The sequence below is a fragment of the Amycolatopsis alba DSM 44262 genome, from assembly GCF_000384215.1.
GTDB classification, from domain to species: domain Bacteria; phylum Actinomycetota; class Actinomycetes; order Mycobacteriales; family Pseudonocardiaceae; genus Amycolatopsis; species Amycolatopsis alba.
In genome coordinates this window covers 4,958,928-4,973,296 of the sequence record NZ_KB913032.1, presented here as the reverse complement: position 1 = coordinate 4,973,296, position 14,369 = coordinate 4,958,928, and the positions used below count along the sequence as shown (strand labels likewise).

At 69.8% G+C, this 14,369-nt stretch carries 13 protein-coding genes and 1 other RNA gene; all 14 read right to left on the bottom strand.

Going from position 1 to position 14,369, the window contains the following annotated elements:
• Positions 1-148: 148 nt before the first annotated feature.
• A complete protein-coding gene (locus AMYAL_RS0123930; RefSeq protein WP_020633794.1) occupies positions 149-346 on the bottom strand; it encodes a hypothetical protein in 198 nt (65 codons plus the stop codon).
• Positions 347-380: 34 nt separating this feature from the next.
• Positions 381-1,535 (bottom strand): hypothetical protein, encoded by a 1,155-nt coding sequence (locus AMYAL_RS0123925; RefSeq protein ID WP_020633793.1) that lies wholly within the window; start codon positions 1,533-1,535, stop codon positions 381-383.
• 102 nt (positions 1,536-1,637) lie between these two features.
• Positions 1,638-2,636 carry a C40 family peptidase gene (locus AMYAL_RS0123920; protein ID WP_020633792.1) on the bottom strand — a complete coding sequence of 333 codons (999 nt, stop codon included), beginning with the start codon at positions 2,634-2,636 and terminating at the stop codon, positions 1,638-1,640.
• 4 nt (positions 2,637-2,640) lie between these two features.
• Positions 2,641-3,237, bottom strand: a complete 597-nt coding sequence (locus AMYAL_RS0123915) for a hypothetical protein (protein ID WP_020633791.1) — start codon at positions 3,235-3,237, stop codon at positions 2,641-2,643.
• A 3-nt stretch (positions 3,238-3,240) separates the two neighbouring features.
• Positions 3,241-5,406 (bottom strand): hypothetical protein, encoded by a 2,166-nt coding sequence (locus tag AMYAL_RS0123910; protein ID WP_020633790.1) that lies wholly within the window; start codon positions 5,404-5,406, stop codon positions 3,241-3,243.
• Positions 5,403-8,363: an ATP-binding protein gene (locus AMYAL_RS0123905; protein ID WP_020633789.1), complete on the bottom strand. Its 2,961-nt coding sequence runs from the start codon at positions 8,361-8,363 to the stop codon at positions 5,403-5,405. The genes AMYAL_RS0123910 and AMYAL_RS0123905 overlap by 4 nt, the downstream gene beginning before the upstream one ends.
• Before the next feature lie 3 nt (positions 8,364-8,366).
• On the bottom strand, positions 8,367-8,843 hold the full coding sequence (locus AMYAL_RS48525; RefSeq protein ID WP_084702145.1) for a hypothetical protein: 477 nt from the start codon (positions 8,841-8,843) through the stop codon (positions 8,367-8,369).
• A gap of 9 nt (positions 8,844-8,852) precedes the next feature.
• On the bottom strand, positions 8,853-9,119 hold the full coding sequence (locus AMYAL_RS0123895; protein ID WP_005166545.1) for a hypothetical protein: 267 nt from the start codon (positions 9,117-9,119) through the stop codon (positions 8,853-8,855).
• A gap of 444 nt (positions 9,120-9,563) precedes the next feature.
• Entirely contained in the window at positions 9,564-10,427 is an 864-nt protein-coding gene (locus AMYAL_RS0123890) for an SCO6745 family protein (protein ID WP_020633787.1), read from the bottom strand.
• 244 nt (positions 10,428-10,671) lie between these two features.
• Positions 10,672-11,061, bottom strand: an RNA gene (rnpB, locus tag AMYAL_RS48180) — RNase P RNA component class A.
• A 14-nt stretch (positions 11,062-11,075) separates the two neighbouring features.
• A complete protein-coding gene (locus AMYAL_RS0123885) occupies positions 11,076-11,636 on the bottom strand; it encodes a hypothetical protein (protein WP_245193005.1) in 561 nt (186 codons plus the stop codon).
• Positions 11,557-12,840, bottom strand: a complete 1,284-nt coding sequence (locus tag AMYAL_RS0123880) for an NAD(P)/FAD-dependent oxidoreductase (RefSeq protein ID WP_020633785.1) — start codon at positions 12,838-12,840, stop codon at positions 11,557-11,559. Before AMYAL_RS0123880 ends, AMYAL_RS0123885 begins: the two co-directional genes overlap by 80 nt.
• Positions 12,837-13,646, bottom strand: coding sequence for a 4Fe-4S domain-containing protein (locus AMYAL_RS0123875; protein WP_020633784.1), 810 nt, complete (start codon positions 13,644-13,646; stop codon positions 12,837-12,839). Before AMYAL_RS0123875 ends, AMYAL_RS0123880 begins: the two co-directional genes overlap by 4 nt.
• A complete protein-coding gene (locus AMYAL_RS0123870; protein WP_020633783.1) occupies positions 13,643-14,293 on the bottom strand; it encodes a DUF4142 domain-containing protein in 651 nt (216 codons plus the stop codon). Before AMYAL_RS0123870 ends, AMYAL_RS0123875 begins: the two co-directional genes overlap by 4 nt.
• Positions 14,294-14,369 lie beyond the last annotated feature (76 nt).

The following is a 14,369-nucleotide window of genomic DNA, read 5'->3' as shown; positions in this document are numbered from 1 at the left end:
GTGCATGCGGCGAAAGCGTCCTTCACGTGGCGAGGTGGCGGGCGATCCGCTCCCACACCCGGTCGGCTGTCCGTGAAGGCCTCCTTCCCTACCTTCAAGGTAGGGAAGGAGGCCTTCACGGACTTGCGGCCAGCGCCCCGGAGTGGGCTCAGTCGTTGTTCCACTTGGCGTCTTCGGCGTCCGCCTGCCGCGTGCGTTCCTTGGCGATGTCCAGGGCACGTCTGGCCGTCGCCTCGTCGGGGTACGGGCCGAGGAGGTCGATGCTCCGGCCTCGTTCCAGGTGCTCCACCTGGTTCGTCTTGGTGTTGAAGTACCAGCCCTGATCCGGGTTCGGGTCGCTCGACATACGTCCAGCGTGACATCACCCGGACGTTCTGTCATCACTTGCGATAGCGGTACGGGATCTCCGTGGGATCACCGGTCGGGCCGAACTCGCCGCCTTCGGACGAGTCCACCTTCGAGCTTTCCGGCACGTTCTCGGCGAGTTCGTCGAACCAGCCCCGGCCCATCGGAACGCCGCGCGGCGGAGTGGGGAGGTCCGGCGCGACGGGAATGCCCCGCGGCGGCGAAGCGGGCTGCGGCAAGAGGCCCGAAGGCGGACCGGTCACCGGAGGCATCGCAGACGACGGCGGAGTCGTGGCGGGCGGCGGGTTCACGGGCGGTTCCGGCTCGGCCTGAGGCGGCGTGGCGGACTGCACTTCCGGCACGGCCGGAGGCGCGCTCACCGGCGGAGGCGGCACAGCGGGCTGCCGCGTCTGACTGGGCTGAGGCAGCGGCGGCTGCTCCTGAGGAACAGGAGCCGAGGTCACAGCAGGCGGAGGCGTCTGAGGCGCGGGTGACTGAGGCACCGCGTGATTGCCCTGCACCGGTGGCGCGGGCGATCCAGCGGGCGGTGCGGAAGGCGGGGTGGCAGGCGGTCCAGCGGGCGGGGTGACCGTGCGCCACACCGGAGCGGGGCCGATGTTCATCGGCGCCGGGGCACGCGGCGGCTGCTGCTGAGGCGGCTGCCCGGTCACGGGCGGCGCGGCCTGCGAAGGCGGCGGAGGCGCTTGGCGCTGCGCGGGTTTCGGGATCGGGTCGAGACAGGAGACGAGCACCGTGGTGTTCGCCGGGTCGTCGATCTTCCGGCCGCTGCGCTCCCGGTAGATCATCTCGCCCTCGGTGTCCATCTCGACGAGGTACCCGGCCTCCGCCAGCTGTTCCTCGTCGAGGTCGACGAGCTTTTCGTACCGCGACGGGACGACACGGTAGACCGGCCAGGCGAGCCGGGCGTTCTCGTGGTGGAACTGGGCCAGCAGGGCGGCCATCTGCTGTTGCCAGGGCAGCGACATCCCCTCGGCCAGCGAACGCGGCAACACGACGTAACCGGGGTCGACCCCAGGCCAGCCCTGGTTCAGCTGGTCCGCCAGCGGCGTGCTCGACGCCGGCCGGGCCGCCTGTCGCGCGGGCTGCGCGGTACCGAAGAGATCGCGGGGATCGACCTCCGGGCCGCCTCCCGCCGCGGGCTTGCCTCGCCTTCCGAATTTCCGTGCCACGCTCTTCATCCTCTGCCAGTGTGCGGCCGCGTGCCGGTGGACAGGCCGCCACTTCGGGTGAATCCGATGGTCTCGCGATCGCGATACCACGCTGGCACCATGCTAAACGCCAGGACGGACCGCCTGCGCGACCACTTCGGCCTCGTCGAAGGAGAAGTCGCGGATGTGCACCGGCACCCCGGTCTGCTGCGCCTCGACGATCTTGCCCTCGCCCAGGTACATCATCACGTGGTGGATGGTCGCCGGATTCGACGGCACGGTGGCGAGGAACAGCAGGTCACCCGGCTGCGCCTGGCGGACCGGCAGCATCGCGCCCGCCTTGTACTGGTCCCGCGAAACCCGCGGGAGGACGATCCCGGCCGACTCGTAGGCCCGCAGCATCAGCCCGGAGCAGTCGTAGCTGCTCGGCCCGGTGGCGCCCCAGATGTAGGGCTTGCCCTGCTCGCCGAGGGCGAACTTGATGGCCTCCGCGGCGGCCTGGCTCGGCGGCACCACGCTGCCGACGCTCGTCCCGCAGCCGACGACGTCGACGATCTGGCCCTCGTTCTGCACGAGGAGGGCCGCCATCGGCTCCCAGCTGTGATACCGGTCGGGGAAACCGGACCGCTCGACCCGCTGCGCGGCGTCACCGGGACGCATGTTCTCCCAGTCCGGCACCGCGAGCAGCACGTCGAAGAACTTGTTGACCTGATACGGCGGATCGGTGACCTGCGCGACGGTGCCCCAGCCCATCGACGGCCGCATCTGGAAGATGCCGAGGGAGTCGCGGTCGCCGAAGGTCAGGTTCCGCAGCTTGGATTCGGTCATCCCGGCCTGGATCGCCACCTGCCACGCGCGCGGGGACAGCGTCCGCTGCTTGCCGACCGAGATGATCAGCGCGATGATCCCCTTCTGTTCTTCGTCGAGTTTGGTGATGTCCGAAGAACCGCGTTCGGTCTGCCCCGGCAGGGTCGGCCCGATCGACGCGTCGCAAGAGGTCTTGATGACGCTGCCCGACTGGGCCTCCACGTTGTCGGTCACCACCTTGGTGACCGTGCTCGTGGTGACCACCGCGGCGAAGACCGCGGCGATCAGCACGCCGACGATGATCCCGATCTTCATCGGGTCAGCCCGCTTGGGTGTACTTGGTGACCCGCCACCCGAAGTTCAGCTTGGCGACGGTGACCCGGACCTTGGGCCCGTCCGTCGGGACGTCCACGTCCATCGATCCGGCGAGCGAGGACACCACGACCGGCTCCCCGGTGACCCTGGACGCGGTGATCCTCGCGAGGTCGACCGTGGTCAGTTCCGTGGCCAGGTACTCCTCGGTGGTGTACGGCCGCAAGCCGTTCAGCCACTGCTCGTTCGTCGTGCCGTCGGGATGCTTCGCCCATGCCGTCACCCACTCCTTGGCGACCCTGACACCGTCCTGGTCAGGTGGCGCGGAAGACGGCGGCGGCTGGGTGGTCAGCCTCGGCGGCAGCGTCGACGTCACGGTCACCGGCGCCGCGATGCCCGGACGCGACGTGGAAGTCGCCGAAGAACCCGTCCCCGCGGCCGTCTGCCCCGGTTTTCCGATGGCCTTGGGCAGCAGGATGCCCAGCGCGGTGAGCACCACCGCGAGGACGACCAGCGTGCCGATGAGGTGGCGGGGCGAGCGCAGCGGCCAGCCCCAGAGTCTGCGGTAGACCGCGGTGCGCCCGCGGTTGGTCCGGATCGGCATGGGTCACCGTCCCACTGCGTGGTCTGTGTCGCGGACTTCCTCGCGGACCTCGAGTCCGCGCGAAGGCCGGTACAGCACGAAGACCGGTTTGCCCGCGACGACTTCGGGATCGACACGGCGCGGACGCGGTGTCGACGGCCCCGCTTGCACCGGCACGGCGCCCGAATAGTCGGGCGTGGTGTAGCCGCCACCCGCGGAGTTCATCCGCGACGGCACCACGACCGGCTCCGGTTCGTCGCTCCAGCGGCGGTCGGCGACCGGCGACGTGTCGACCCGGCGGCTCGGGATCTGGACAGGGCTCCGCCCGCCGGAGGTGAACATGGAGTCGCCGGGATTGCCCGCGGACGGGTTGTACTGGCCGAACACCGGAACGCCCCCGCCGCCACCGGCGGGAAGCGCGGGCAGGCCGCCACCACCGCCGACCGCGCCGGGCCACGGCGCTCCCGACCAGGCGGCCGCGGGCCGGATCGCCCCGGATCCGTTGTCGAGGCGCTGGGAGCTGGCGAAAATGGTCGCTTCCGGCCGGAAGCGCCCGCCGCCGATCGTCGCGCCGACGGGACCGCGGAGGTCGCCGTCGACGACGTCGTCGGTGTCGCGCACGTTCTGCCAGAACGCGTCCTGCGGAGTCTGCTCGTTGTTCTTCTTGCGGAAGCGGGAGAACAGCCCGCCTCGGGGCGACGGCACCGCGCCGCCGACCATGCCGACGGACATCTCGACCATCTGCCACAGCCGCCGCACCGGACGGCCGACCATGAACAGCAGCACGGTGATGATGGCCGCCAGTGCCATTTTCGTCAGCAGGGAAAGCGAGTTCCCGGCGGTGAAGATCGCTTCCAGCAGGAGGGTGTGCACCCCCGCCAGCACCGAGAGCACCATCAGGTTGAAGGCGACCGCGCCGACCACCTTGAGGATGCGCTGCATGATCTGCGGCTGGAGCAACGCGATCAGGCCGATCAGCGGCGCCGTCAGAACGAAGATCCTGATCAGCACCTGCGCGAGCAGGACCGTGGCCTTGGCCAGCAGCTGGAACAGGGCGTAGAAGATTCCCTGGCCGAGGGAGAGGAAACCGGCGCCGACGCGGCTGCCGTCCTCACCGGTGAAGTAGCCGGTCGCCGGGCCGAGTTTGGTCGAGATGTCCTTGAACGCGGCCTTCTTGGAGTCCACCAGCGCGGTGTCGGCGTCGCCGCCCTGCTGGATCTGGCCCCAGGTGAAGGCCCGCGCGTCCAGGAGGGCCGGACCGTACTGGAGCGCCTGCGGCGAGTCCGGGCTGCCGAACTCTCCGCGAAGCCAGTTGTCGTAGACGACCCGGCAATGCAGTTCGGTCGGGACCCGGTCCCACGGCTGGCGGGCGGCCACGGCCTCCGGGGTCGCCTGGCACGGCTGCGCCGAGGGCGGCGGTGGCTGTGACGGCGGAGGAGTCTTGGCTTCGTCGATGAAGCCGGCCTGGATGTTGGTGGTGGTCTGCACGATCGCGTTGTCGATCGGGTCGAGGAACCGCAGCAGCGCCAAGGAGGAAGCGGCCAGCCAGACCGCGGCCAGCCCGTACAGCGCCCGTTTGCTGACCGCCGAGAGATCGCCGCGCCAGATGTTGCGGAACAACATGATCGACATGATCAGCGCGGCCAGCCCGAACAGCTGGGCGTAGATGTTGTTGTAGACCTTCTCGGCCCCGGCCTTGACGGCGTTGTACAGCGGGCTGAGCAGGCTGCCCTGAAGCACGGTGTAGTGCAGCGAGTTCGTGGCACCGACGATGTTCTTGCCGATGTTGAACAGCTGGTTGCCCGCCCACGTGTCGATCGTGGAGTTGGGCGAGGTGATGCCCGCCAGCGGGCCGCAGTTGGTTTCGAAGGTGTCCCAGACGTGGCCGGCGTACCCGTAGACGTTGTACGGGCTGCCGCCTTCGCCTCGGGCAGTCGCGGGCGGGTCCAGCGCGCCGACCATGCCCGCGCCGGGCCGTTCCGGGTTCGGCGCCTCACCACAGGCCGCGGCCGACGCCGCCGGAGCGGTCGCCACGGCTTGCAGGCCCAGGATGAGCATGACGACGAACATCGTCGCGCGGCGGCTGGGTCTGGTCTTGCCCGGTCGGGGCCCCTCTTTCAGACGGCGGCGCAGCGCGTGCCAGCCGGCGGCGAACGCGAGCACGAACGCCAGTGTGATCACCGTGTTCATGCGGCATCCCTGCCGGTGCCACCCTTGCCGGCGCGCGCGTGCTGCTCGCCTTGGCTCCCGTTCCCGTTGTGGCCGTTTTGAACGGCTCCTTGCACTTCTCCGGTTTCGGCCGCCAACGGGTCCGGGGCGCCGAGCATTTGTTCGTCGGTGAGGCCGACTTCGAGTTCGGCCGCGAGCTCGAGGTCCTCTTCGAGCTCGAAATCGTCTTCCTCCGGCGGTGCCGCCACGAACTGCTTCTCCTGCGGGACCGCGAGTTCGTTGCCCGGCCTCGACGGCTTGGCGTCGGCTGAACCGGGCGTGGTGTCCATGACCCGGCGCAGGTGCTCCAGGTGCGGCCCGGAGAAGTCGACGCGGATCCGTTCCACGCCGCCGGCACCGTCACCGAAGATGAACTGCCGTGGATCGACGTCCCGCTGGAGATCGCGTTGCGAGCCGGGACGGCGGCCCAGCGCGGCGACGACCTGTTCGTAGCCGACGCCGACCGGGACCTTCAGCAGCCGCAGCGCGTCGGCCTGGGCGTCGTCGTCGTCGAGCCGTCCGACGAACACCGAGTCCAGCAGCGCCACGAAACCCTGGATCTTCAGGAAGTCCGCGGGGATCTGCGAGGACAGCAGCACCCGGACGTTCCATTTACGCGAGTCACGCGCGAAGCGGTTCATCAGCACGCGACCGGTCGGGACCTCGGAGAGGAAGAACGCCTCGTCGATCCAGACGCCCTTGCGCAGTTCCTTCGGCTTCTCGTACACCGACCGCTGCGTCAGCCACGCGGCGAGGTTCAGCATCTCGACGCCGAGTGATTCCGCGTCCGTCCAGTACTCGCGGGGGACGCCGTCCTTGGGCAGCGTCAGCCCCGCCATGGTCAGCACGGTCATCCGGTCGTCGCGGGTCTCGGCGTACGGGTCCGCGTCGGTCTCCGGGATGAGCAGCGCCATCCGCTCGCGCATCTCGTCGAGGAAGTCCGCGACGACGACGGCGTGCTCGTGGTGCTCGCTGGAGTCGCGGCGCAGCGCGTCGATGACCTGGCCGGGGTCGGCGTCGAACCGGCCGCCGACCGCGCGGACGGCGCGCAGCAGCACGATCCGGGTCTGCGCCATCCGCGAGACCTCGTACGGCAGGACACCGGTGAGGACGTCGAGCACGAGACGACGCCGGGTCGCGCCCGCGAGGGCCTTCTCCCGACGCCACGAACGCTCGGGGTCGTCCTCGTCCATGAAGTGCTCGATCTGCGGCTCGGCGACCACCCGGTACGGGTTGAGGATGCCGGGCTGCGCGTTGAGCAGGTTGATGTTCCGCGCGTAGGGCCGCAGTTCGGGCAGGTCGCACAGCCGTGACAGCGGACCGGACGGGTCGAGGATCGTCCAGTGCGCGCCCGCGCGGAGCGTCTTGTAGACGATGCCGCCGCCGAGGAACGACTTGCCGCCACCGAGGCCGGCGACCATCGCCGTCAGGCCCGAGCCGTCGCGGATCTCCTGCGCCATCCACGGGTCCCAGGCCACCGGGCGCCGGGTCGCGGTCACGGTCTCGCCGAGCAGGATGCCGCGGCGGTCGCCCACCTCGGCCGTCGCCGTCGGCACCGAGGAGGACGCCCACACGACCGAGCCGCGGCGCATGTACGCCGCCGAGGCCAGTGGCTCGCCGGGGATGAACTCCCTGGCCAGCGCGTACTGGGCTTCGGGATGCTCGACGGCGATCTTCGGCTTGTAGAGGTCCAGAAGCTGCTGAGCGAGGCGCAGCGCGTCACGTTCGGTCGGCCCGGACACCGCCAGCCGCCACCACGAGCGGACGCGGGTGGCCAGCGCGGTGAAGCCCGACGTCATCTCGTCGTCGATCTCCAGCACCCGGCCCGCCTGGCGCGCCAGCGACTGCGGCGGCTCCAGCTCGTGCTCGTCGGTGTAGTGCTTGACCTGCGAACGGACCTTGTTCATCTGGCGCTGCAGCTCACCGGCGACCTCTTCGGGCCGCCGGACGTAGATCCGCGCGGACACCTCGACCGCGGCGGGCAGCCGGTCCGCGTGCTGGATCCAGGGGTCGTCGACCTCGGGGATCTGCAGGCCGTGCATCTGGCCGACGGTGAGGACGGCGAGGTGCCGCGAGACCCCGGCGTTGGAGCCGGTGCGGCCGCGGACGGTGACCGTCGGCGCGTACGGCTCGGCGTGGAAGTCCGCCGCGTCGGTGAAACTGGCGAGGTCCTCGGGCTCCCAGGCGGCGCCGGGGACCGCGGGCATGTTGCGCGGCGCGGGCAGGCCCAGCGAGCACGACCGGTGCATCAGCCAGGACATCTCCTCGGCGTGCACCGGGCGGCCTTCGAGCCCGGCGGAGCCGATCACCTGGTCGAGGTGTTCGACCTCGGAGTCGAGCGCGGCCAGTTCGGCGTCGACGGCCTCCGGCAGGATCTTGCGCAGCACCGGGGCGGCGCTCTCGACCGCGCGGTCGATCATCCGCCTGGTCTGCACCTGGACACCCAGGTAGACCTCTTTTTCGGCCATCGAACGGCCCATCAGCTGCTGCTGCTCGCCGATGAGATAGTCGTCGAAGGACAAGGCGCCCTGGACGTCCTGGGGACGGCCGACGGCGTTGTGCACGTGGGCCTCGGCCCACATGCGGATCGGGTACGGCCGGTTGGTCACGCGCAGGTGCAGCCAGCGGCCCTGGAGCTCCGCGTACTGCCCGGCGATGGCCGCGATCAGGTCACGGCGCTGCGAGTCCGACCGGAACGACCAGCGCTGCGGCGCGAGCCGGTACCAGGCGTAGACCTCGTACCCGGTGCGTAACAGGTGCCCGTCGATGCTTCGCGCCGCGATGGACGGGGTATAGGTGGGTATGGCCGCCTCGCCGGGCAGCCGCCTTCCCTTGCCGGCCTTCTTGGGCTGCGCGGAGCGGACCTGCTGGGGCGGGTTCCAGGCCCCTTGGTGCAGGTCACGATCACGTTTTCCTCGGCTTCCGCCGCGACCGAACAACGACTACCTCCCGGCCTGAGCCGCAGGGCGGCTCCGACGCGCTCGTGGTGTTCCCTGAGCTCCGGCGCCGCCGCCGTAGCCGTGGTGCTGGTACTGCCGTCTCCTGCGGTGCTTCGGTAGCGGGCGGTTCGCCCGTACCCGGATGCGGGACGCGCTCGCCGCGCCACCCGTGCCCGTGGTCCGTTCTCTTGGTGAGTTGAGCTCTTTCGCCGCCATCGCGGCCACGGCGCCCAGCGGGCGCTCGTGGCTGATCTTGGCCGTGATCAATCTGGTGATCACAATTGTGGCGACGAAGGCCCAGGCGGTCGAGAAGAACCCGAAGCTCCACCCTGCCCACCGTTCGGTGGTGAGCACGAGCAGGAAGACCGGGATACCGACGAGCCACGCGACGTAGCGGGCTCTCCAGGGAAAAGTCGCTTTCGGCGGGCCGAGCCACACGGCATCGACCCGGTAGACCTCGTCATCGGTGCGGATACGCAACGCGAGCCCTCAGCCTGTGAAGAGGCCGGCGATCCACTGGCCCACGTTGACTCCGGCACCACTCACCGCGAGGCCGATGATCGCCAGCGCGATCACGACACCGGCGAGACGGCGCATGACACCAGCGTTGTCCCCCTTGCCACCGCCGAGCCACAACAGGAGAAGTGCGACGGCCAGCAGCACCAGGGGGATGATGTTGTCGATCAGCCAGGTGCGGACGTTGCCGGTGCCGAGCTCGCCGGCGGCCAGCGTGTCGAGGGTGGTCAAGGTCATCATCGCATTACTCCCGGTGCGCGGAGAGGGGGGTTCGCGCGGTTCTGGCTCGGTTGTGCTTCGAACATCATGGCGTCACGAGGCGTAGTGGTCAAAGCGCGCTCTGTAGATATCGATTTATCTACCGGTGACAGAGCGAGGCACAGCACCACGACCATCCTCGGTCTCCATCATCGTTGCAAGGGTCGTCTGGATTAACCCCGGCCACCCGTATTTCGCAGTGCGCAGTCGAAATCACGGCCCCGCGAGGCCTCTTGCTCACTGTGAGTACGGATCGACCGAGCAAAATCCGGCCGCGACCAGTGTGACATGACTCGTTCGGTGGCTTCTCGCGAGTCCGCTGGGTGAGCACGCTTTCGACAAAAATCATGGGTGACGATCAAGCGAAAGTCATACTTCCGTTACCCAACGCGAAATCGGGACGGTCATTTTCACTACATAGCGTGATTATCGGCCGGTAGCGAACACATTCGCGGGAAAAGCGCCCGCTTCGACGGCCTGGCGGCTCAAAGGCCCGCAGAGCTCGTGAAGCCGTTTCGTCTTCTCCTCGCCGAGGTGCTCCCAAGGCCCGGTCGACGCCGCGTTCGTGGCGGCTTCGATCCGCTCGCGAAGATCGTTCCCCGCCTCGGTCAGGCCGCCCTCGGCGTCGAGGATGCCCTTGTCACGGAGCCGGGCGACCGCGCCGTCCCACTGCTCGTCACTCCAGCCGCGGGACGCCTTGGCCGCATCGACGAGGAAGCCCTTGCCGGTCGCGCTGTGGGTGACGAGGGCGGAGAGCCCGTCGAGGCCGTTGAGGACGAGCGCGGCGATGTGGCCGTCGCCGCGGTGCTCACGCAACAGGGTGATGGCGTGCCACAGAATGAGATGCGGCTCGCTCGGCCAGCCGAGGTCGGCGTGCCCGGCGTAGAGCGGGCGGCCGTCGACCTGGCAGCCGCCGGTCGCCTCGCGGGCGAGTTCGGCCGCCTCGGCGACCTCTTCGGAGCCGAGGGTGTCCTTGCCGAGCAGCCTGGTCAGCGTCGCGTCGGCGGCTTCGAACCGGGCCTCGATGATCTTTTCCGGGTCGGCCAGCGTCCACGCTCGCGGGATGTAACGGGCGACCAGTTCAGGGTTGAAGTTGTAGAAGGTGGCCGCGACCACGCCGGGACCCACCGCGCCCATGGGCGCCGCGCGGCCCGCGAAGTAGGTCATGCGCCCCGGCCGGAGACCCACGCCGGTGAGCGCGGCTTCCGTCTCGGGGGCGAAGTAGGTAAGGGAATGCAGTACATCGAACGTTCCGCGGAACCGTCCCGTGACCCGACTCGCTTCGCCCATGGGGGCACCCTACCGGCAAGTAGTCAGAGGGGCAGCGTCCGAAAGGGCGGCGAGGGGAGCAAGGGACCTTTGCTATCGCCTTCGGAGGCCCGGCGCAGGTGGGAGCGGGTCGGGGCGGCCATGAACGGCAGGTCTCGTTCCAACGGCACTTGCCCCTCACCGAAGCCGAAGTCCGTGAAGGCCCCCTTCCCTACCCTCAAGGTAGGTAAGGAGGCCTTCACGGACTTCCCTACTAAAAGGAGTACGGACGAGCCGGCGTGTAAGCCGGATCCTGTCCTCGCCTCGCCTTGCGGCTGAGCGAGTGGCGGCCATCCATCTAGGCCCGCCGTCGCCGACGGGCTCGAGCGGCCTACCCGCAGGCTCGGGCGGGCAGCCCTCGATCGCCTGCGCAGGAGCCTCGCGGCTCCCTCTTGACCTTGCTCCGGGTGGGGTTTACCTAGCCGTCCTGGTCACCCAGGACGCTGGTGGTCTCTTACACCACCGTTTCACCCTTACCTCCGCGAACGGAGGCGGTCTGTTTTCTGTGGCACTGTCCCGCGGGTCGCCCCGGGTTGCCGTTAACAACCACCCTGCCCTGTGGAGTCCGGACTTTCCTCGAACCGGTCTCCCGGCTCGCGGCCGCCCCGCCGACTCGTCCGTCGGCGAATCCTACTGCACGGGTCCGGACAGGCAGTTCAGGTTGCGCCGCCCGTCGGGTCGGACGACGAACCACAGGTGGTCGGTGCCCTGACCGGTCCATTCACCCGGACGCGCGTCGGCGAACTTGTAGAGCGGCCAACCGGCCAACGTCACCTGCCGGGCGCCTTCGGGACGTTTGATCGTGTCGACGATCGCGGGATCGATGCCGGTCACCGAAGGCATGCCGGTGGTCGTGACGGGGACCCACACCGCGGCGCAGTCCCCGAGGCACGCCGAGCGGGCCTTGTGCGGGTCGTCGCGTTCGTACCGGAAGAGGACGGCGCCGGTCTCGTCGAGGACGGCCTGTCCCATCCGCGTCATATGGACGGCCGTCAGCCGGGTGCCGGGCGGAGCGTCCGCCGGGGAACTGGGCCGCGAGGTGGCGGACGGCGGGACACGCGGGCTGGGGAGGGTTTCGGTGACCGGGGCGCTCGCCGTCAGCGACGCGGGTTCATCCACCTGCCACCACATCGCGGCGCCCACGACGAGCGCCGCGATGACGACGAGCATGGTCAACCGCGATCGGCGCATCGGCCGGCTCCGTTTCTCCCTGGTGGCGGACGGGGTTCTGCTCCGCGATCTCGGTGGTCCAGTGCAGGACGGCGGACGGGCTGTCGAGGCCGACGACGCCGACGAGGCGCCCCTTGCGGACGAAGCCGGTGACGGGCCGTTCGCCACCGACGGGTGAAGCGAGCGCGACGGTGTCGGTGCCGAGCTTCGGGATGCCGCCCGCCTGGATGCGCATGCCGTGCTGTTCCGACCAGAACCGCGGAACCGGCGCGAAAGGCCGTGAAGACTGCGGACCGGCGAGGAGGTTCTCCGCGGCCGCCCGGCCCATCTCGACGGCGTTGAGCCAGTGTTCGACCCGCCGCGGGGTCTCGTCGAACCGCAGGTTCGGCCACTGCGCGACGTCTCCGGCGGCGACGATGTTGCCCATCCCCAGCACATGGCAGGTGGGCGCGCAGACGACGCCGTCGTCGAGCGGCAGCTTGGCCCCGCGCAACCACGAGATCGACGGCACGGTCCCGACGGCAACGACGACACAGGAGACGTCCAGGATCCAGCCGTCGGACGACCGCAGCCGCAGGCCGTTCGCCGTGGTCTGCCAGTTCTCGATGGACGCGCCCAGCGCCAGCCGCACCCCGCGCGACCGGTGCAGCGCCGAGAGTTTCTGCCCGATGTGCTTGCCGACGACCTCGCCGAGCAGCTGCGCCGACCGGCCGATGACGGTGACCTCACGCCCCGTTTCGCGCAGGCTCGCGGCGACCTCGCAGCCGATGAACCCGCTGCCGAGCACCGCGACCGGCCCGTGGTCGGCGGCGAGGTTGTCGCGCAGCTCGGCGGCGTCGGCGAGGGTCCGGACGACGACCACCCGCGGATGTCCGTGCGGGATACCGGAAAGCCGCCGCGGTTCGACACCGCAGGCGAGGACGAGCCCGTCGTAGCGCAGTTCCTCCGCACCGGGCAGATGGACGATCTGACGGCCGGGCTGCAGATGCGTCGCCGGGGTGTTGAACCGCCATTCGGCGTCGATCTCGTCGATCCGGGCGAGCGCCATCTCCGCCGGGTTCGTGGTGCCGGTCAGCAATTGCTTGGACAACGCCGGCCGGTGATACGGCAGCTCCGGCTCGTTGCCGACGATCACCAGTTCGCCGTCGAACCGCAGTTCCCGCAACCGTTCCGCGCAGCGCAGCCCCGCCAGGCCGCCACCGACGATCACGATCCGTTCGCTCACTGTCCCGCCCCTCTCAGCTGGATGGCCCGCATCGGGCAAGCCCGGACCGCGGCCTGGACCAGCGGCAACTGTTTGACGCCGGGTTTCCGCAGATAGCGCAGCTGGCCGTCCCCTTGCAGCTGGAAGACCTGCGGCGCCTCGGCCTGGCAGATGGCGTAGCGGTGGCATTTCTTGTCGTCGACGGAGATCCGGACCGGTTCGCCCCGCCCGGTGTCGCCGTCGAGCAGCCCCAGCCGGACCAGCGTCCGCGGCGGCAGCACCCGGAGCACGGTGAGCACGACGGCGGGGGTGAGCACGGTGATCCCGCCGAGCCAGACCGTCGCGAGATCCCCGTTCGCGGCCGCGCCGAGCCAAGAGTGGATCGCCAGCAGGCCGACCGAGAGGTAGCCGAGCTGATGGAACCGCTGCCAGCCGCGGCCGCTCATCCTCCGGCCCAGCGCCGCGGTGACCGAGACGGCGATGAACAGCTCCAGTCCGGCGACGCCCGCCGCGTGCCGCGCGAACCCACCGCCGGCGAACGGGATCAGCAGTGCGAGCACGCCGAACGAGTCGTCGTCGAGGAAGAGATAGGACAGGCCGTGGACGACACCGGTGGCGAGGCTGAACACCGCGAGCACGGCGTGACCGCCGCGCAGCGCCTCGTGCCCGGTGACCCGCCTGATCCAGCCGGTGGCGCTCAGCACTCCCCACGCCAGTGTCAGGCACATCGTCACGTAGGCGAACCGGGCCGAAAGCGTGGCGATGTCACGGACTCCGCTGTCGTGCGGCGACGGGGCCGGGATGACCGCCAGGAGTGACGCCGTCATGAGCGCCTGCCCTGGGCCCCGAGGACCCGCACGAGCCCGAAGGTCGCTCCCCCGGCGACCGCCGCCATGAGCACGCCGAACACGATGTCGCCGCCGCCGAGTTCGTTGCCGCCGGTGGAAACGACCATCAGCGAGGTCGTCTCGGCGATACCGGTGCTTTCGAGCAGGGTCATGTGCCGCATGACGGTGTCGACCGCGGTCTGGGCGAAGGAGCGCATCGCGTCGTCGCGGCTGGCGGCCCGGACCTGGGAAGCGAGACCGAAGACGCTGCCGTGCGCGGCGCGGGCGCGGTTGACGTAGAGGCGGTCGAAGTCGGCGCCGCCCGCGCCGGTGATCTCGCCGACCCAGGATCGCTGTTCTTCGGTGGGCTCGCCGGGAAGTTCCACGCGGACCTTCGACGCGAGTTCGCGGACCTGGGCGTCGAGGCGGTCGTGGTCGTCGGCGAGTTTGCGGCCGACCTCCCGCACCCGCTGCGCGCTCCCGCGCTGTTCCGCCTGACGGCTGACCGGACCCTCCCACAAACCGGCCTGACGTACTCGTACGAGCAGTTCCCGATCATGGGAGTCGATTCCCGCGAAGGCGATGCCGGGCGTTCCCATCCCGGTCACCAGGAAGGCGATCACCACTCCGAGCAGTCGATAGATCATTTCACCCGTCCCCGTCTTCGAAGTGCCTCACTGGGGGTACGGCGAACCGGAGTGGCCGGTTCGATCTTCACCGAAA

Bases quoted from the DNA above. Each gene is read 5' to 3' on its own strand.
- AMYAL_RS0123930 (WP_020633794.1), bottom strand. From the start codon at position 346: ATGTCGAGCGACCCGAACCCGGATCAGGGCTGGTACTTCAACACCAAG.
- AMYAL_RS0123920 (WP_020633792.1), bottom strand. From the start codon at position 2,636: ATGAAGATCGGGATCATCGTCGGCGTGCTGATCGCCGCGGTCTTCGCC.
- AMYAL_RS0123915 (WP_020633791.1), bottom strand. From the start codon at position 3,237: ATGCCGATCCGGACCAACCGCGGGCGCACCGCGGTCTACCGCAGACTC.
- AMYAL_RS0123910 (WP_020633790.1), bottom strand. From the start codon at position 5,406: ATGAACACGGTGATCACACTGGCGTTCGTGCTCGCGTTCGCCGCCGGC.
- AMYAL_RS0123895 (WP_005166545.1), bottom strand. From the start codon at position 9,119: ATGATGACCTTGACCACCCTCGACACGCTGGCCGCCGGCGAGCTCGGC.
- AMYAL_RS0123890 (WP_020633787.1), bottom strand. From the start codon at position 10,427: ATGGGCGAAGCGAGTCGGGTCACGGGACGGTTCCGCGGAACGTTCGAT.
- AMYAL_RS0123885 (WP_245193005.1), bottom strand. From the start codon at position 11,636: ATGCGCCGATCGCGGTTGACCATGCTCGTCGTCATCGCGGCGCTCGTC.
- AMYAL_RS0123875 (WP_020633784.1), bottom strand. From the start codon at position 13,646: ATGACGGCGTCACTCCTGGCGGTCATCCCGGCCCCGTCGCCGCACGAC.
- AMYAL_RS0123870 (WP_020633783.1), bottom strand. From the start codon at position 14,293: ATGATCTATCGACTGCTCGGAGTGGTGATCGCCTTCCTGGTGACCGGG.